Source organism: Streptomyces sp. NPDC058751, from assembly GCF_042746485.1.
Classification (GTDB): Bacteria; Actinomycetota; Actinomycetes; order Streptomycetales; family Streptomycetaceae; genus Streptomyces.
The window spans coordinates 219,016-236,725 of record NZ_JBHYPZ010000006.1; the positions used below are offsets into that span (position 1 = coordinate 219,016).

Below are 17,710 nucleotides of genomic sequence, written 5' to 3' on the forward strand. Positions count from 1 at the left end.
GCAGGCCCGGTCGGGGTGCGCTGATCACCGAGTTCACCGGCTGGAGCATTGTTCGGCAGTACCGTTCCCGCTGTCGAACAATGAACGGGGTGAAGGTGTGGCGGGGCGTCGTGAGGTGCCGGTGGACCCGACGGCGGGACCGGTGCAGCGGTTCGCGTCCGAGTTACGCAGGCTGAGAGCGGAGGCGGACGGGATCACCTACCGGTCGCTGGCCCGGAGGGCGGGCTACTCGGTGACCACGCTGTCGCAGGCGGCGGCGGGCGAGCAGCTGCCGACGCTGCCGGTGGCCCTGGCCTATGCGGGGGCGTGCGGTGGAGACCTGGCGGAATGGGAGGCCCGGTGGAAGGAGGCGGTGGAGGAGTCCGCCGATGACGGTTCCCGGGACGAGGACGGGACTCCCGCGCCGTACCGGGGTCTGTCGCGGTTCGAGGCCGGGGACAGCGGCCTGTTCTTCGGCCGGGCACAACTCACCGCCGACCTGGTCGACCTGCTGCGCCGTCGGCGGTTCGCCGCGGTTTTCGGCCCCTCCGGCAGCGGCAAGTCCTCCCTGCTGCGGGCCGGCCTGATACCCGTCCTCCGGCAGGCTCAGGAGCCGGGCCTGCGTCCGGCCGCGATCCGGATCCTGACCCCGGGCGAACGCCCCGCCCGCAGCCACACATCCCTCCTCGCACCCGCGATTCCCCGCGACGGCAGCACCGGGGCGGACACGTTCGTGATCGTCGACCAGTTCGAGGAGGTGTTCACCCTCTGCCACGATGCGGCCGAGCGCGGTCGCTTCATCGATCTGTTGCTGACAGCCCGGCAGCCCGAGAGCGGCCTGCGGGTGCTGCTGGTGGTGCGCGGCGACTTCTACGGCCGCTGCGCCGAGCACCGCGACCTGGCCGACGCACTGCGCGACGCCAACCTTTTGGCCGGAGCGATGAGCCGGGCGGAACTGCGCGACGCCGTCGTCAAGCCGGCCACGGCCGCCGGACTGACCGTGGAACGGGCCCTGACCGCCCGGCTGGTCGAGGAGGTCGCCGACGAACCCGGGGGGCTGCCGCTGCTGTCCCACGCACTGCTGGAGACCTGGCGCCGCCGCCGCGGCAAGACACTGACCATGGCGGGGTACGAGGCGGCCGGATGCCTGCACGGCGCGATCGCCAAGACCGCCGAAGGCGTCTACGGCCGGTTCACCGAAGACCAGGCGGCTGCCGCCCGTCGGGTGTTGCTGCGCATGGTCGCCCCCGGGGACGGTACTCCCGACACCGGCCGTCCCGTCGAGCGCGTGGAACTGCCCGGCACCGGCCGGGACGACACCGACCAGGTGGTGGAGGCACTCGCCGGGGCGCGGCTGCTCACCCTGGACGGCGACACGGTCGAGACAGCGCACGAGGCCCTGATCACGGCCTGGCCCCGGCTGCGCGGGTGGATCGAGGAAGACCGCGAACGCCTGCGTGTGCACCGGAACCTGACCGAAGCGGCGCTCACCTGGCAGGAACTGGGTCAGGAGAAGGACGCTTTGTGCCGCGGGAGCCGGCTCGGCGCCGCCCAGGAACACTTCGGCGGCGCATCGCGCGAGGACCTGAACGACTTGGAGCGCGCTTTCCTGGACGCGAGCCGTGACCACGAGCAGAAGGGCCGTCGCCGGTACCGGCTGGTGCTCACCGCGGTCACCGCCACCCTGTGCCTCACCCTCGTCGCCGTCGGCCTCGCCGTGGGGCAGCGGCAGAGCGCGGTCACCGCCCAGCACCTGGCCCAGTCCCGGCAACTGGCCGCCCGGTCCAGTGCACTGCTGGACACCGACCCCGACCTCGCGTCCCTGCTCGCTGTGCACGCCTACCGCACCAGCCCGACCCGCGAAGCCACCGCCGCCCTGTATGCCGCCGCGGCGCTACCGCTGCGCGAGCGACTGATCAGCGGCACCGAACCCGTGGACTCCATCGCTCTCAGCCCGGACGGACATACCCTCGCAGTCCAGAGCAGAGACGGCAGAGTGCGGATCTGGGATCTGCCCGGAGGCCGACTCCGGCACACGTTCACCGGCCCCGACGGCAGCGAAGTCGCGGCGTTCAGCCCCGATGGACGCACCCTCGCCGTCGCCACCGGCGGGGTGATGCACCTGTGGGATCCCGCCACCGGCAGGAAACTCGGAACCCTCACCATCCCTGGCGGTTCGGTACGCGGGATCGCCTTCAGTCCTGACGGACGTGCCGTGGCCGCCGCCTCCGCGACGGTCGTACGGGTGTGGGACGTGGCCACCGGCCGCAAGCGGCACGGCTTCACCGGCCACTCCGACCCCCAGGCGGTCACCTTCGGCCCTGACGGACGGACCCTCATCGCGGTGAGCCTCGGCGGACTGGTGCGTGTGTGGGACGTGACCACCGGCCGCACCCGGGCCACCCACGACGGCCGAACTGACGGCACGGTGGTGGCTCTCAGCCCCGACGGCCGGACCTACGCGGTTGTCCGCACCGACGGTTCGGTGCAACTGCGGGAGGTGGCCACCGGCATCGTCCAGCACACCATCAGGGACGGTGCCGTCGGGTCGAACGAGGTGGCCTTCGCCCCCGACGGGCGGACCCTCGCCATCCCTGGCTCAGGGGATACGGTGCGACTGTGGGACATCGCTTCCGGCACGGAGCGGGCCGCCGTGACCGCCGGTCACCACGGACGGGGCATGAAAGTGGCCCTGAGCTCTGACGGCCGCACCCTGGTGACCAGCAGCAACTCGGGTCCTGTCATCCGCGTCAACCGCCTGCCCGCCTATCCTCCGCAGACCACTCTGCCCGGCCCCGTCGGCACGTACATCGGCGACTTGGTCTTCAGTTCGGACGGACGCACGGTGGCCACAGTCCGCCAAGGGCCGCCCGGCCGTGGGTCGGTACAGCTCTGGGATGCCGGGACCGGTGATCGCGAAGCCGTCCTGGCGCTCGACACCGACACCGACTCGGCACCCGGAGGAAAGCAACCGCCCGTCACGGTTCTCCGCCTCGGGGCCGTGGGGTTCGACCTGACCGGGCACGCCCTGGCTGCCAGGGTCGTCGAGGACAGGGCCACCAAGAACAGGGTGATCGAGGTCCGGGAGGTCGCCACGGGCCGCCTTCGCCGAAACCGTGCCCTGGGCGCCGTCCACACTGCGGTCTTCAGCAGTCCCGACGGGACACGGCTCGCCATCGTCGGCAGCGAGGGATCGGTGCGGATGTGGAACCTTTCCACCGACGTGCTGCACACCGTTCGCACCGGCCACGGCCAGACCGTCAGGGCTGTGGCGTTCACCCCGGACGGCCGCACACTCGCCGTCGTGGACATCGAGGCCGACGGCGACCGGGTCAGGCTGCTCGACGCCGGGACAGGCCGCGCACAGCGCACCGTCAAGCCGGGCACCGGGAGCCCGCTGTCCCTCGCGTTCACCCCGGACGGGCACACCCTGGCCACCGCAGGCGGCGGCAGCGGATCCGTGAAGACATGGGACACGCGCACCGGTCGGCTCCAAGACAGCTTCCGTGTCGGCGGTGAGGTGGCGTCGCTGGCCTTCAGCCCCGATGCGCGCACCCTGGCCGTGAGCAGCGCGAGAGGAGTCCAGCTGTGGGACCTCGCCACCAGCCAGATCAGAATCACCCTGCCGACCCGCTCGCGGGGAACAGTCGCGTTCAGCCCGGACGGACGGACCCTGGCCGTCGGCACGGGCGGTTCCGTCGGACTGTGGAGCGTCGACCTGCCCGACCCGGCCCGCGCGATCCGTACCGTCTGCGAGGCCGTCGGCGCCACTCTCACCCCACTGGAACAGTCCCGCTACCTGCACGACCAGTCCGCTCAAGACGACTGCCGGCCGACCGTGTGACAGGACCACACCGCATCCTCCACGGCGGCGGTGTCGCTGCCACACGCCGACAGGCGCCACGCGTCCGGGGTCCAGGTGAAGATCGCGTCCTGGCCGAAGCGCCGCCCCAGTTCCCGCGCGGCGTCCTCGCTCATGCTGACGACAGCGACGCTCTCCTCGGTGTGCGAGCCGCGCGCGTCGCCCCCGCCGCGGGTCACCAGGTGAGTCCTCGCCGGTCGAGCTCGTCGAGCAACAGGCCGCGATGCAAGGGCTTTGGATCACGGCAAGAGGGTCAGCGGGTGGGCGGGGCGAACTCGGGCTGGTCGAGCAGGCGCAGCCAACTTCCGTCGGGCTGGCGCCTGACGACCTGCGCCCGCGCGCCGGCCCCGTCCTTCGGCGGGGTCGAGGTGAGGGCGATGCCGCCGCTGACCAGCGTCGGCAGCGGCTGTTCCGGCTCGAAGCGGGGAGCGTGGGCCAGAACCTTCTCCCACAGCGCGCGGATCGCATCCCGCCCCACCGTCAGCTCGCCGGGCGGGTAGGCCATCACCGCGTCCTCTTCGTAGAGCGCGGCGACCCCGGCCGCGTCACCGGCGTTGGACCGCTCGACGAACAAGCGGGTGATGTCCTCGGGGCGCATGGCCTTCTCGTACTCCGGCATGGGTTCCTCCTGATGTCGGGCTCCTGTGCTCCTCAAGCCTGGTCGCCCGCCGATCAGAAGTCCAACAGATGGATTTTCTATAAACTAGAATCCCTAGTCATGGAACTGAGGCAGCTGGAATACTTCGTCGCGGTCGCCGAGGAACGGAACTTCACCCGTGCGGCCGAGCGGGTGCACATCAGCCAGTCCGGCGTCAGTGCCCAGATCCGCCAGCTCGAACGGGAACTCGATGCCGAGTTGTTCGACCGTTCCGCCCGCACCGTCACCCTCACCGTCGCGGGGAAGGCCGCCCTCGAACACGCCCGCGCCGCACTCGCGGCAGCCGGGGCCGTCGGCCAGGCGGTGGGCGAGGTGACCGACCTGATCCGGGGCCGGCTCACCGTCGGCATGGTCATCGGCTGCACCCTCACCCCGCTGTTCGACGCCCTCGCCGCATTCCACGAGGCGCATCCCGGCGTGGAGATCTCGCTGCTGGAGGACAGCTCCGACCGGCTCGTCGAAGGGGTGCGGACCGGCACCGTCGACCTGGCACTCGTCGGGGCCGCAGCCGCCACCCCCGACGGGCTGGACGCGCTGACGATCATCAGCGAACGGCTCGTCGCGGCGGTCCCGGCCGGGCACCCCTTGGCGGAACGGCGGCGGGTCACCCTGCGTGACCTGATCGCCCATCCGATCGTGTGCATGCCGCCCGGTACCGGCCTGCGCGCGGTGTTCGACCAGGCCTGTGCCGCACAGAACCTCCAGTCCGCGATCGCACTGCAGGCCAGCGCCGCGGACGCCATCGCCGACCTCGCCGCCCGCGGGCTCGGCGTCGCCGTCCTCAGCGGCTCGATGGCCGCGAGGTACCGCGACCGGCTCACCGCCCGCACCATCGACGACGTCGAAACACCGGCATTGCTCGCCCTGGTCTGGCGGAGCACGCACAATCCCTCGGTACGCGAACTGCTCGTGCACAGCCGACGAGCCTTCGCGGACCTTCCGGGGTTGCGCCAGTAAGGTCGGCCGACGGCTTCACCGCGAACCCACGGGACTACTCCCCGATGTGAGGCGACAGACCCTCGGGGAACAGCTGTCAGGCCATGTGCCGGCACGGGTCCCGGGTAGATCCGCGGCACGGGCTGTCCAGCACCCTGACCCACAGGGCACACTCCGCCCACACCGTGTTGACGGGGGAGCCGTAGGCGTGCCCCCAGACGTCGAGCCGGTGCGACACCAGCCGACGCGCGAGACGCGCCCCGCGCGGTGTGGAGCTGAAGCGCATCGTGAACTCGTCCGTCGCGGTGCCCGCTCCTGCCGCGCCGTACGTTTCGGTCGCCGCGGCGAGGGCGGGAGAGTGCTCGCTGTTCATGACGCCCACGCTGCCGGGCACACCCTGCCGCGCCCAGGCCCGCCGCGCACACGGCGAGGCGTTGTGGGCGACGGCGTGTTCCGTGTGAGCGGCGGTGTGCGGCTCCGCCCACGAGGCCCACGAGGCCCACGGGCGCGAGCTCGTGACGCGATCATGTGCGGGGTGCTCGCGGCATCCCGCTTGATGCCGCGAGCACCCCGAGCCGGTCAGTTGACGGCCAGGACCGCTGTGTTGTTCGTGAGGTCCGGGTCGAAGACGAACGGGTCCGTCCCGAACTCGCCGTACGCGGGGTGGATGCTCACGGCGCCGGTCGCGCCGGGCACCACGGTGTCGATGCGCACGGAGAACGCGAACGTGCGCTGGGTGTTCTCCACGACCCAGTACCGCAGGTTGCAGTCGTAGCGCGGGGCGCCCGTCTGCTTCGGGTAGTAGCCGCCGGTGAGGGTGTGCGGGGAGCAGCCGGACGGTACGCCGGTGACCGTGGTGCCCTGGGGCACGATCAGCCGGACCTCGGCGACCGGGTCGCCGGAGCCGAGGTTGCCGAACCAGGCCGGGCCGTTGTTCTTGAACGTGAGCTTGGCCGTGGCCGTCGTACCCGCCGCGCCGGAGACGGTGTCACCGGTGACGGAGAAGTCCGCCGTGTTCTTCGCGCCGATCTGGAGGACCGTGTAGTCGTTGTCGGAGTCGAGGTCCTGGGCGCCGCCACCCGGCTCGACGTCGATGTCGAGCCGTTCGTTCAGCGCGTGCGGGGCGAGTCGCACCGTCAGCGGCTCGGGCAACTCGAAGGAGTCTCCCGGTGCCAGCACCTGGTCGAACGTGCAGATCGCCTTGTTCGACGGCGCGTAGTCGTCGCCGCTCGTCGTGGTGTAGGTGCAGGCGTCGTACCGGGTCAGATCCGTCAGGCCGTACGAGGCGTACAGCTTGACGCTGATCCCGTTCGCGCTCTCGTTGCCGTTGTTGGTGACCTTGAACGGGATCGTCCGCTCGTCGCCGGGCCGGCCGTCCTCGATGCCGGCGATGGGGGCGAGGGCGAGGTCGGGCCCGGAGCCGACGGTGAGCGTGGTGTCGAAGCTCTTGTGCGGCGCGGTGAGCGTGCCGCCGGGGCCGCCGGTGGCCGTGGCCTCGTAGGTGATCTTTCCCTTCGCGCCGACAGCGGCGCCATCGGCCGCGCGCACCGTCAGGAACACCTGGTCCTTGTAGTCGCCCCCGATCGCGGGAACCACAGGAACGTCGCACACCGCACGCGTGCCGCTCGGCGTGCAGTTGTCGGGCCAGGTCACCTCGGCGACCCCGGCGAGGCCGGAGATGTCGACGGTGAGCCTGCCGTCGGTCACCGTGAAGTTCTCGTTGTCGTGGTAGAGGCCGACGCCGAGGGTCCGGGACTGCGGCCGGCCGCCGTCGGTGCCGAGCGGCAGCGTCTGCTGGTACGGCTCGTGGACCCACAACTGGTCGGTCTGCGGCGGGTCGGCGTCGGCGAACGCGGGCGCGGCGAGACCGGCGGTCAGCAGGCCCGCCACCGCCATGGCGGCGCCGGACCTGAGACGTAACGGGTATCCAGCGGAGAACAGTCTCATTGCTTTCCCCAAGGGTGTGATGGCGCGACTGGCGCACCGGTGGTCCCGGAGCACCGGCAAGATCATCACATGGCGGGACGGCCCGCCGCGCCCGGGTTTTCCGGCCCTTTCGGAGAACATCCGGCCGCCGGCCGACCGGCTCGCTTTTCCCGAGGACATCGAGGGCGTCTGCGGGCCGGACGCCGGACCGCCCACGCGTAGCCGCCCGTAGCCGACCCGCTCGGATCGGGCGGCTACGGGCGTGCCCGGCCCGAGCGGATCAGCCGATCAGGTCGAGGGTGTCCTTCCTTGCCCGTTGGTTGATCTTCATGATCTCTGCGGCCCTTTCGGTCGCCTCGTCCAGATCATCGGGCGACAGGCTCGCGCACACGTCGGGCAGACTGCCGCCCGTGTACGTGAGGAGCGCGGTGGCGCACTGGTCGACGGGGTCGGCGTCTCCCGAGTCCTCCTGGTCCTGACCTGCGGCCCCGTTCGGCGCGTCGGGAGCTCCAGGGTCCGCGGTCTCGCCGGAGGAGCCGGGCAGCCCCAGACCGGCCGAGGCGCCCGGTACCTGCTGTCCGTCGGCGGCGGAAGAGCTCCCCGTGTCATCGCCGGAGCAACCGCCGGCGAACGCCAGGGCGGCCAGTGCGAGGACGGCCGGGAACGTACGGTGGTGCACAGGTTCTCCCCGAAATGTCTACGAAAGCGATCAGGCGTCAGGCTGGCAGACCCACCCGGCGGACGTACCGGCGGTGACGATCCTGTGACAGTGCGTTCTCTGGATCGCACGCTCGTGCGGGTGGCTTGCGGGAGACGGTGTCGGCGCCAGGGCATTGCCGGGAGAGGCGGGGCCGCCGCGGGGCGGTGGCCGCCCGCTCGGCTGCCTGAGCCGCGACCGACGGTGAGCGCTTGTACGGGTGAACTTCAGGGGTTCGGTGACCTCGCGGACGTGTGCTTCCTGGCGTGGACGTCGGTTGGCGCGGGTGGTTGAGGGGAGCGGGCGGGGCTGGAGCGGGCGGAGTTCCCGGCGTTCTTCCGGGGCGTGGCCAGGCTGGAGGCGGAGGCGGTCGAGCTGCATGTGTACGACACGCGCTTGCTCACCGGGCAGGACCGCAATGTCGAGATCCAGGTCATGCCCCTGCAACGGGAGGATCGCGCAGGACTTGCAGGTCCGTTCACCTTGATCGAGACCAAGTCGGGGCAGCGGATCGCGTACGTGGAGGTTCAGAAAAGCAGTCACCTTTACACCGAGCGGACACCCGTCCGAGAGCTTGAGTCGCAGTATGGGATTATCCGGGCCCAGGCGCTCACTCCACGAGAGTCGACGCCCCTGCGTCCGCGCAGCCGTCCGGACTCGGACTCCTGGCTCGCAAAAGCTGCCCGTCCGTTCTGCCGGGTTTGGGTAAGCTGCTCGGCCGTGTGGAGACAAGTAGTGCTGGAAGCCTTTCCTGAAGCAGGGATCCGGGAGCCGGTCGACGCGTCAGCGCTTGCCGGGGCTGAGCTGCGGCTCGGGCGAAGTCTGCCGACGGAGCTCAAGCAGTTGCTTCTGGAGAGCAACGGTGTGATCGGCCGCACTCACGTCGACACCGTCTGGACTGTCGACCAGATCGTCGAGCAGAACCTCTTCTTCTGGTCCGACGAATCCTTGGCTCGGCTCTATATGTCTTTCGATGCCTTTTTGTTTTTCGGGGACAACGGGGGCGGTGATCAATTCGCCTTCGTGCAGAAGCCTGAGCGTGCGGACGTGTTCGTCTGGGAGCACGAGAGCGACAGCCGCCGATGGGTGGCCAACGACCTGCGGGACTACCTCGGCCGTTCGCTGCGTGCCGGTGGCGACGACTGGTATCAGTAAACGGACCAGGGCGACCAGGCAAGCTCAGGCCGGCAAGTTCAGGTCAGGTCGCTCATGGCGCCGATCAGAAGGATCAGCACCAGTGCCCCGTAAACGACGATCCCGACAGTCGCCGAGACCTTGACCCCCTTGCTCAGCCGCCCGCTGCGCCGGGTGACGGCCGAGCACGACAGCCACAGCCCCAGCACCGGCGCGACCAAGAACCCGAATATCACCAACCCGCTGCTGCTCTCCTCGCTTTTCATCTGCGAAATCATCAGCCCCATGAAAGGGATGAGCGCAAGGGCGAGGACCAGCCGGCAGACGCGGGACACCGGGCCTCGGGGGGCCTTGCCCACCGGGGACCGAGGCGGCTGCGACGGCACGAAGACGGTCTGCTGCGGTGGCAGGAAGGTCGGCTGCTGCGACGGACCGAAACCGGGCTGCTGCGGTGGCACGAAGGCAGGCCGTTGCGGTGGCCCGAAGGCGGGCTGCCGCGGCGGCGGTGTCGGAACAGGTTCCCGCAGGGCCGCGCGCATCGACTCCGCGTCCGGGTAGCGCTGGTCCGGGTCCTTCGCCAGGGCGCGGGCCAGTACGGCCTCCGCCACCGGGCCCGCCGCGATGCCCAGGGAGGCGAGGGTGGGCGGCGGGGCGGTGAGGTGCAGGTAGCCGACCGAGTAGCCGGAGTCCGCCTCGAAGGGGAGGCGCCCGGTGAGCATCTGGAACAGCATCACGCCGACCGAGTAGAGATCGGAGCGGGGGTCGATGCCGGAGCGGCCGAGCACCTGTTCGGGTGACATGAAGTGCGGGGTGCCGATCATCAGGCCGGTTCGCGTGAGAATGGTCCCGGTCCCCTCGGCGGCCCGCGCGATGCCGAAGTCCGCCACCTTCGCGGTGCCGTCCGTCGCCAGCAGTACGTTCCCCGGCTTGATGTCGCGGTGGACCAGCCCTTGCGCGTGGGCCACGGCGAGTCCGGCCAGTACCTGCGAGGCGAGGTCGAGAGCCTGTGTCACCGGCAGGTGGCGTCGTGCGGCCAGCAGATCGGCGAGGCTGCGGCCCTCGACGAGTTCCATCACGATGTACGGGACGGGTTCGTCCCCCATGTCGTGGACCGCCACGACCTGCGGATGGCTGATGGCGGCCATGGCCTGGGCCTCACGCCGGAACCGGGCCGGATATCCGTCGTCCGACGACAGGTCGGCCAGCATCACCTTGAGCGCGACCGTACGGGCCAGCTTCGTGTCGTAGGCCCGGAAGACCTCGGCCATGCCGCCGCTGCCGAGCTTCGCGTCGATCCGGTAGCGGCCACCGGCCAGCGTCGTTCCAGGTCCCCATGTGTCCCCCACGGCGCCGATCATGGCACAAGTCGCCTACGACCAGGCGAAGTTGATCAATTGGCTCGTCAATGTCCCGGAAATGGTCGGATCGGACATCGGATGACTTCCGCATGCCGGGCGAATGACCGGCCTGCGCGGGTCGATCCTGCGGGTCGGCCCGCGCCGCACTCACCCTTTCGGCCTCCCCAGACATGCGCCCCCCGCCCGTCGATGGTGCCCTGAGGTGAAGCCCGCCGAGAGGAGCAGTCGTGCCCGCGAACCAGGGGCGAGGTACCGCCGGGATGGACGGCACCGCCAGTGAGCTGCTGCTGCGCACCGGGCGGTTCTTCCGGCGCGGTGAGACCTCCGCCGATCTGCGCACCCTCTCCAAGGAGGGCGGGCGCGGCGGCGACGTCTTCTACCGGGACCGGTGGAGCCACGACAAGGTCGTGCGCTCCACGCACGGGGTCAACTGCACCGGTTCCTGCCGGTGGAAGGTGTACGTCAAGGACGGCATCATCACCTGGGAGACCCAGGAGACGGACTACCCGAGCGTCGGCCCGGACCGCCCCGAGTACGAGCCGCGCGGCTGCCCGCGCGGGGCGGCCTTCTCCTGGTACACGTACTCGCCGACCCGCGTGCGCTACCCGTACGTCCGCGGCGTGCTCCTGGAGATGTACCGGGAGGCGAAGGCGCGCACCGGGGATCCGGTCACGGCGTGGGCCGACATCCAGGCCGACCCCGAGCGGCGCCGGCGCTACCAGCAGGCCCGCGGCAAGGGCGGCCTGGCACGGGCGAGCTGGGACGAGGCCGTGGAGATCGCCGCCGCCGCGCACGTCCACACCATCAAGGCGTACGGCCCCGACCGTATCGCCGGCTTCTCGCCGATCCCCGCGATGTCCATGGTCTCGCACGCCGCCGGGGCCCGGTTCCACTCGCTCATCGGCGCCCCCATGCTGTCGTTCTACGACTGGTACGCCGATCTGCCGGTCGCCTCCCCGCAGGTCTTCGGCGACCAGACGGACGTCCCGGAGTCGGGGGACTGGTGGGACGCGGCGTACCTGATGATGTGGGGCTCCAACGTCCCGGTCACCCGGACCCCGGACGCGCACTGGATGGCCGAGGCGCGCTACCGCGGCCAGAAGGTCGTCGTGGTCTCCCCGGACTACGCCGACAACACCAAGTTCGCCGACGAGTGGCTGCACCCCCACCCCGGCACCGACGGGGCGCTGGCCCTCGCGATGGGCCACGTCGTGCTCAAGGAGTTCTTCGTCGACCGGCAGGTGCCGTTCTTCACGGACTACGTCCGGCGGTTCACCGACCTGCCGTTCCTCGTCACCCTGCGGGAACGCGACGGCGGGCACGTCCCGGACAAGTTCCTGCGCGCCTCCGACCTCGGCGACACCGCGGAGGGCGCGGAGTGGAAGACGGTCGTCCTCGACGACGACACCGGCAAGCCGGAGGTCCCCGGCGGGTCGCTCGGCTTCCGCTGGACCGAGTCGGGCGAGGGCCGGTGGAACCTGGAACTCGGTGACCTGAAGCCACGGCTCACGCTGCACGAACGTGACGGAGCCGTCCCGACCGAGGTGCTGCTGCCCCGCTTCGACACCGACGGCGGACCGCACGGCCAGGGCAGCGGCGCGGTCCGCGCAGCCGGCGTCCCCGCCGTCCGCGTCGGCGATCACCTGGTGACGACCGTGTACGACCTGCTGCTCGCCCAGTACGGCGTCGGCCGCGCCGGACTGCCCGGCACCTGGCCGAAGGGGTACGAGGACGCGTCCGTCCCCTGCACGCCCGCCTGGCAGGAGGTCCACACCTCCGTCCCGGCCGCGGCGGCCGTCCGTACCGCACGGGAGTTCGCGGACACCGCCGAGCGGTCCCGGGGCCGCTGCATGATCCTCATGGGCGCCGGCACGAACCACTGGTTCCACGCCGAGACGACCTACCGGGGCTTCCTCGCCCTCCTCCAGCTCACCGGCTGCCAGGGCCGCAACGGCGGCGGCTGGGCGCACTACGTCGGCCAGGAGAAGTGCCGCCCGGCGACCGGCTGGGCCACCCTCGCCGCCGCGTCCGACTGGTCGCGTCCGCCGCGGCAGATGATCGGCACCGCCTACTGGTTCCTCAACACCGACCAGTGGCGCTACGACCACTACCGCGCCGACGTCCTCGCCTCCCCGCTCGGCAGCGGGGCCTTCGCCGGGATGACGGCCGCCGACTGCCTCGCCCAGTCGACCCGTTCGGGCTGGATGCCCTCCTACCCCACGTTCGACCGCAACCCGCTCGACCTGTGCGACGAGGCGGGCGACCAGGACCCGGCCGCGTACGTGGTGGACCAACTCAAGGAAGGCAAGCTGGGATTCGCCGGAGAGGACCCGGACGCCCCCGCCAACTGGCCCAGGATCGTGACCCTTTGGCGGGCGAACCTGCTCGGCTCGTCGGCGAAGGGCACCGAGTACTTCCAGAAGCACCTGCTCGGCACCTCCTCCTCGCTCGGCGCCGAGGAGGCCGCCCCCGACGAGCGTCCCCGCGACGTGCGCTGGCACGAGAAGGCGCCCGAGGGGAAGCTCGACCTGCTGCTGTCGCTGGACTTCCGCATGACCTCCTCCACCCTCATGTCGGACGTCGTCCTGCCGGCCGCCACCTGGTACGAGAAGCACGACCTGTCCAGCACGGACATGCACCCCTACGTGCACTCCTTCACCCCGGCCGTCGACCCGCCGTGGCAGGCCCGCACCGACTTCGCCGCCTTCCACGCCCTGGCCCAGTCCTTCTCCGCGATGGCGGCGAGGCACCTCGGCGTGCGCCGCGACATCGTCGCCACCGCCCTCCAGCACGACACCCCGGGCGAGACCGCGCAGCCCGGGGGCGTGGCCCTGGACTGGCGCAAGGGCGAGTGCGAGCCCGTACCGGGGAAGACCATGCCCCAACTGACCGTGGTGGAGCGGGACTACGGCGCGATCGGCGAGAAGATGGCGACCCTCGGTCCGCTGGCGGAGAAGCTCGGCCTGCCGGTCAAGGGCATCGCCTTCGACGTGGCGGAGGAGGTGCGGCTGCTCGCCGACCGGCACGGCATCCGTATGGCCGGGCCGGCGGTGGGACGGCCGCTCCTCGACACCGCGGTCAAGGCCGCGAACACGATCCTCGCCCTGTCCGGAACCACCAACGGCCACCTCGCCACCCAGGGCTTCCACACCCTGGAGCGCCGCACCGGGCAGCCGATGGCCCACCTCGCCGCCGAGCACGAGGGCAAGCGCATCACGTACGCCGACACCCAGGCGGCACCGGTCCCGGTCATCACCTCCCCGGAGTGGTCGGGCAGTGAGGCGGGCGGGCGCCGCTACACCGCCTTCACCCTCAACACCGAGCACGCCAAGCCCTGGCACACCCTCACCGGACGCCAGCACTTCTTCCTCGACCACGACTGGATCCACGAACTCGGCGAGGCGCTGCCCGTCTACCGGCCGCCCCTGGACATGCGGCGGCTCTTCGGCGACCGGGTCTCCACCGGCGACGACGGTCGGGCGGAGGTGACCGTCCGCTACCTCACCCCGCACAGCAAGTGGTCCATCCACTCCGAGTACCAGGACAACCTGCTGATGCTGTCGCTGTCCCGCGGCGGCCAGAACATCTGGATGTCCCCGCAGGACGCCGAGACGATCGGCGTGCGCGACAACGACTGGATCGAGGCGGTCAACCGCAACGGCGTCGTCGCGGCCCGCGCGGTCGTCAGCCACCGCATGCCGCAGGGGACGGTGTACATGCACCACGCGCAGGACCGCGTCGTCGGCACCCCCAAGACGCAGACGACGGGCAAGCGCGGCGGAACCCACAACTCCCTCACCCGGCTGCTGCTCAAGCCGTCCCATCTCATCGGCGGATACGCCCAGTTGAGCTGGGCGTTCAACTACCTGGGGCCGACCGGGAACCAGCGCGACGAGATCACGGTCATCCGGCGCCGCACCGAACCGGTGGAGTACTGACATGCGCGTCATGGCACAGATCGCGATGGTCATGAACCTCGACAAGTGCATCGGCTGCCACACCTGTTCCGTCACCTGCAAACAGGCGTGGACGAACCGTGGTGGCATGGAGTACGTCTGGTTCAACAACGTCGAGACCCGCCCCGGGCAGGGATATCCGCGCCGCTACGAGGACCAGGAGGCGTGGAAGGGCGGCTGGGAACTCAACAAGCGCGGCCGGCTGAAACTGAAGGGCGGCGGACGCTTCTCCAAGCTCGCCAACATCTTCTCCAACCCCAAGCTGCCCAACATCAGCGACTACTACGAGCCGTGGACGTACGAGTACGCCAACCTCGTCGACGCCCCTCTCGGCGACGACATCCCCGTGGCCCAGCCGCGCTCGCTCCTCAGCGGGAAGCCCTTCAAGATCGAGTGGAGCGCCAACTGGGACGACAACCTCGGTGGCGTCAGCGAACACGGCGCCCTGGACCCGATGGTGGCCAAGGTCCGTGAACAGGCTTCGGAGAAAGTGAAGTTCGCCTTCGAGCAGACCTTCATGTTCTATCTGCCGCGCATCTGCGAGCACTGCCTGAACCCGTCCTGCGTCGCCTCGTGCCCCTCCGGCGCGATGTACAAGCGGCAGGAGGACGGCATCGTCCTGGTCGACCAGGACCAGTGCCGGGGCTGGCGCATGTGCGTCACCGGCTGCCCGTACAAGAAGGTCTACTTCAACCACCGCACCGGCAAGGCCGAGAAGTGCACGCTGTGCTACCCGCGCCTCGAAGTCGGCCTGCCCACCGTCTGCTCCGAGACCTGCGTCGGACGGCTGCGCTACCTCGGCGTCATGCTCTACGACGCCGACAAGGTCCTGGAAGCGGCCTCCGCCCCCGACGACACCGACCTCTACGAGGCCCAGCTCGGTGTGTTCCTGGACCCCGAGGACCCCGTCGTGCGCCGGGAGGCGGAGCGCGCGGGCATCGCCCAGGACTGGATCGACGCGGCCCGTCGCTCCCCCGTCCACGCCCTCATCAGCAAGTACAAGGTGGCGCTCCCGCTCCATCCGGAGTACCGCACGATGCCGATGGTCTGGTACATCCCGCCGCTCTCCCCGGTCGTCGAGGCCCTCACCGAGACCGGCTTCGACGGTGAGGACGCCGACAACCTCTTCGGCGCCATCAGCACCCTGCGCATCCCCCTGGAGTACCTCGCCGAACTGTTCACCGCCGGTGACACCGCGCCCGTACGCGCCTCGCTGGAGAAGCTCGCCGCGATGCGCGCCGCGATGCGCCCCGGGCTGCTCGCCGGCGACCCCTCGGGCCAGGCCCCGGTCGACGCGCGGATCGCCCGGTCGGCCGGCATGTCCGGCGACGACATGTACGCGATGTACCGGCTGCTGGCCATCGCCAAGTACGACGAGCGGTACGTGATCCCCACCGCCGCCGTCGGCGACGCACGGCGGCTGGAGGAGTCCGTCCTGCCCGACGAGTGCAGCCTCGACTACGCGGGCGGCCCCGGCATGGGCGGCTCAGGACCCTACGGCGAGGGGTCCGGCGAGTCCCCGCCGATGTCCGTGGAGAACTTCCACGTCCTGCGCGACCGCCAGACCGCGGACACGCCCGCCGACACCGGCCGCAGCCGCGTCAACCTCCTCAACTGGGACGGCCTGGGCCGCCCCGACGGCCTGTTCCCCGACCGGAACGGCGGGACCGGCAAGAACGACGGGACCGGCGGCACCGGCACACCGGGCAGCGGTCCGCACCCACCCGGGAACGCGAACGACGACGAGGAGGAGAGATGACCGCCCCGCACGCCGTCGTCCACGTGGCGGCCGCCCGCTGTCTGGCCTACCCCGACGACGAGTTCCACGCCGGACTCGGTGTCCTGCGCACGGCCCTCGACGAACGACCGGGCCCGGGAAGAGCGGAGTTGCGCGCCTTCCTCGACCACGCGGGCGGCACGGACCCCGACCGGCTCCGGCAGGACTACGTCCGGACGTTCGACTTCTCCGGCCGCCGCTGCCTGTACCTCACCTGGTGGACCGACGGCGACACCCGCCGCCGCGGCCGCTCCCTGGTGCGCCTCAAGGAGATCTACCGGGAGCACGGCTGGGAGCACGCGGACACCGGCGAACTCCCCGACTTCCTCCCGGCCGTCTGCGAGTTCTGCGCCCTCACCGGCACCGACACCCTCCTGCGCGAGAACCGCCCGGCGCTGGAACTGCTGCGCTTCGCCCTCGTCGACGCCGCCTCGCCCTGGGCCGGCGTCCTCGAAGCCCTGGTCGCCACCCTTCCCGGCGCCTCCCCCCGCGACCGTGCCGCCGCCCAGGCCATGGCACGGAGCGGACCACCGCGCGAGGACGTGGGACTCGCGCCGTACGGAACCCCGCTCCTGGAGGTGGTCACCCGATGAGCCTCGCCGACAGCCTCCTGTGGACGGCCATGCCCTACGTCACGATCGTCCTGCTCGTCGGCGGGATCATCTGGCGCTACCGCTACGACAAGTTCGGCTGGACGACCCGCTCCTCGCAGCTCTACGAGTCGAGGCTGCTGCGGATCGCGTCCCCGGTGTTCCACTACGGCATCCTCTTCGTCCTCGTCGGCCATCTGGTCGGACTGTTCGTCCCCGACTCCTGGACCAGCGCCATGGGGATCAGCGAGTCCACGTACCACAACCTCTCCCTCTACAGCGGCACGCTCGCCGGCCTCGCCACCGTCGCCGGCATCGCGGTGCTGATCTACCGCCGCCGCACCAACGGACCGGTCTTCCTCGCCACCACCCGCAACGACAAGCTCATGTACGTCGTCCTGCTCGCCGCCATCCTCATGGGCATGATCGCCAAGCTCGCGCACGCGGGAGGCCACGGGTACGACTACCGCACCACCATCTCCCCGTGGCTGCGCAGCGTCTTCACCCTGAGTCCGGACTACGAGCGGATGAACGGCGTGCCGGTCGCCTACCAGATCCACATCGTCATCGGGTGCGTCCTCATCGCCCTCGTCCCCTACACCCGGCTGATCCACATGTTCAGCGCCCCCGTGCAGTACCTCTTCCGCCCCTACATCGTGTACCGCAGCCGTGAACGCGGTCAGCTCGGCACCCGTTCCGAGCGGCCCGGATGGGAGCGAGTGCAGTGACCGCCCAGACCGCCCAGGCGGCGCCCCGCCCCCCCGGGCCCCCCCCGGCCGGGGGCGGGGCAGAAGCCCCCCCCCCCCCCCGCCCCCCCCAGACCCCCCCCCCCCCCCC

Annotated in this window: 12 protein-coding genes and 2 pseudogenes; 8 read left to right on the forward strand and 6 right to left on the reverse strand. The window is 70.8% G+C overall.

Annotated features, from left to right (window positions below; translation table 11 throughout):
- Positions 1-97: 97 nt before the first annotated feature.
- Positions 98-3,823 carry a helix-turn-helix domain-containing protein gene (locus ACFW6B_RS08850; RefSeq protein ID WP_386593524.1) on the forward strand — a complete coding sequence of 1,242 codons (3,726 nt, stop codon included), beginning with the start codon at positions 98-100 and terminating at the stop codon, positions 3,821-3,823.
- Here the strand turns inward: ACFW6B_RS08850 and ACFW6B_RS08855 are convergent.
- Both ACFW6B_RS08855 and ACFW6B_RS08860 read right to left on the reverse strand, forming a co-directional pair.
- Entirely contained in the window at positions 3,796-4,020 is a 225-nt protein-coding gene (locus ACFW6B_RS08855) for a DUF3293 domain-containing protein (RefSeq protein ID WP_386593525.1), read from the reverse strand. The two genes, ACFW6B_RS08850 and ACFW6B_RS08855, sit on opposite strands and share 28 nt — an antisense overlap.
- A 74-nt stretch (positions 4,021-4,094) precedes the next feature.
- Entirely contained in the window at positions 4,095-4,460 is a 366-nt protein-coding gene (locus ACFW6B_RS08860; RefSeq protein ID WP_386593527.1) for a YybH family protein, read from the reverse strand.
- 99 nt (positions 4,461-4,559) lie between these two features.
- On the opposite strand from ACFW6B_RS08860, the gene ACFW6B_RS08865 reads away from it, so the two are divergent.
- Positions 4,560-5,456, forward strand: coding sequence for a LysR family transcriptional regulator (locus ACFW6B_RS08865; RefSeq protein WP_386593530.1), 897 nt, complete (start codon positions 4,560-4,562; stop codon positions 5,454-5,456).
- Positions 5,457-5,622: 166 nt separating this feature from the next.
- Here the strand turns inward: ACFW6B_RS08865 and ACFW6B_RS08870 are convergent.
- The 3 genes and pseudogenes from ACFW6B_RS08870 to ACFW6B_RS08880 all read right to left on the reverse strand — a co-directional run.
- Positions 5,623-5,721: pseudogene (locus tag ACFW6B_RS08870) on the reverse strand (ATP-binding protein); the annotation flags it as partial.
- A 293-nt stretch (positions 5,722-6,014) separates the two neighbouring features.
- Positions 6,015-7,382 (reverse strand): hypothetical protein, encoded by a 1,368-nt coding sequence (locus ACFW6B_RS08875; RefSeq protein ID WP_386593532.1) that lies wholly within the window; start codon positions 7,380-7,382, stop codon positions 6,015-6,017.
- Between the two features lie 259 nt (positions 7,383-7,641).
- Complete coding sequence (locus ACFW6B_RS08880; protein ID WP_386593534.1) at positions 7,642-8,040, reverse strand: hypothetical protein; 399 nt, start codon at positions 8,038-8,040, stop codon at positions 7,642-7,644.
- A gap of 333 nt (positions 8,041-8,373) precedes the next feature.
- Between ACFW6B_RS08880 and ACFW6B_RS08885 the strand changes: the two are divergent.
- Positions 8,374-8,685, forward strand: a pseudogene (locus ACFW6B_RS08885) (Scr1 family TA system antitoxin-like transcriptional regulator); the annotation flags it as partial.
- A gap of 6 nt (positions 8,686-8,691) precedes the next feature.
- Positions 8,692-9,213, forward strand: coding sequence for an SMI1/KNR4 family protein (locus tag ACFW6B_RS08890; protein ID WP_386593553.1), 522 nt, complete (start codon positions 8,692-8,694; stop codon positions 9,211-9,213).
- 38 nt (positions 9,214-9,251) lie between these two features.
- Here ACFW6B_RS08890 and ACFW6B_RS08895 read toward each other — a convergent pair whose 3' ends face one another.
- A complete protein-coding gene (locus tag ACFW6B_RS08895; protein WP_386593536.1) occupies positions 9,252-10,538 on the reverse strand; it encodes a protein kinase in 1,287 nt (428 codons plus the stop codon).
- A 272-nt stretch (positions 10,539-10,810) separates the two neighbouring features.
- On the opposite strand from ACFW6B_RS08895, the gene ACFW6B_RS08900 reads away from it, so the two are divergent.
- From ACFW6B_RS08900 to narI, 4 genes are read left to right on the forward strand one after another with little or no spacing between them, the layout of a single operon-like run.
- A complete protein-coding gene (locus ACFW6B_RS08900) occupies positions 10,811-14,488 on the forward strand; it encodes a nitrate reductase subunit alpha (RefSeq protein ID WP_386593556.1) in 3,678 nt (1,225 codons plus the stop codon).
- 1 nt (position 14,489) lies between these two features.
- Positions 14,490-16,265, forward strand: coding sequence for a nitrate reductase subunit beta (gene narH / locus ACFW6B_RS08905; RefSeq protein ID WP_386593539.1), 1,776 nt, complete (start codon positions 14,490-14,492; stop codon positions 16,263-16,265).
- The gene (gene narJ / locus ACFW6B_RS08910; RefSeq protein ID WP_386593541.1) at positions 16,262-16,876 is read left to right on the forward strand and encodes a nitrate reductase molybdenum cofactor assembly chaperone; all 615 of its coding nucleotides are present in this window, start codon (positions 16,262-16,264) and stop codon (positions 16,874-16,876) included. The genes narH and narJ overlap by 4 nt, the downstream gene beginning before the upstream one ends.
- The gene (narI, locus tag ACFW6B_RS08915; RefSeq protein WP_386593543.1) at positions 16,873-17,601 is read left to right on the forward strand and encodes a respiratory nitrate reductase subunit gamma; all 729 of its coding nucleotides are present in this window, start codon (positions 16,873-16,875) and stop codon (positions 17,599-17,601) included. Before narJ ends, narI begins: the two co-directional genes overlap by 4 nt.
- The last annotated feature ends 109 nt before the right edge of the window (positions 17,602-17,710 follow it).

Bases quoted from the DNA above. Each gene is read 5' to 3' on its own strand.
- ACFW6B_RS08860 (WP_386593527.1), bottom strand. From the start codon at position 4,460: ATGCCGGAGTACGAGAAGGCCATGCGCCCCGAGGACATCACCCGCTTG.
- ACFW6B_RS08865 (WP_386593530.1), top strand. From the start codon at position 4,560: ATGGAACTGAGGCAGCTGGAATACTTCGTCGCGGTCGCCGAGGAACGG.
- ACFW6B_RS08875 (WP_386593532.1), bottom strand. From the start codon at position 7,382: ATGAGACTGTTCTCCGCTGGATACCCGTTACGTCTCAGGTCCGGCGCC.
- ACFW6B_RS08900 (WP_386593556.1), top strand. From the start codon at position 10,811: ATGGACGGCACCGCCAGTGAGCTGCTGCTGCGCACCGGGCGGTTCTTC.
- narH (WP_386593539.1), top strand. From the start codon at position 14,490: ATGCGCGTCATGGCACAGATCGCGATGGTCATGAACCTCGACAAGTGC.
- narJ (WP_386593541.1), top strand. From the start codon at position 16,262: ATGACCGCCCCGCACGCCGTCGTCCACGTGGCGGCCGCCCGCTGTCTG.
- narI (WP_386593543.1), top strand. From the start codon at position 16,873: ATGAGCCTCGCCGACAGCCTCCTGTGGACGGCCATGCCCTACGTCACG.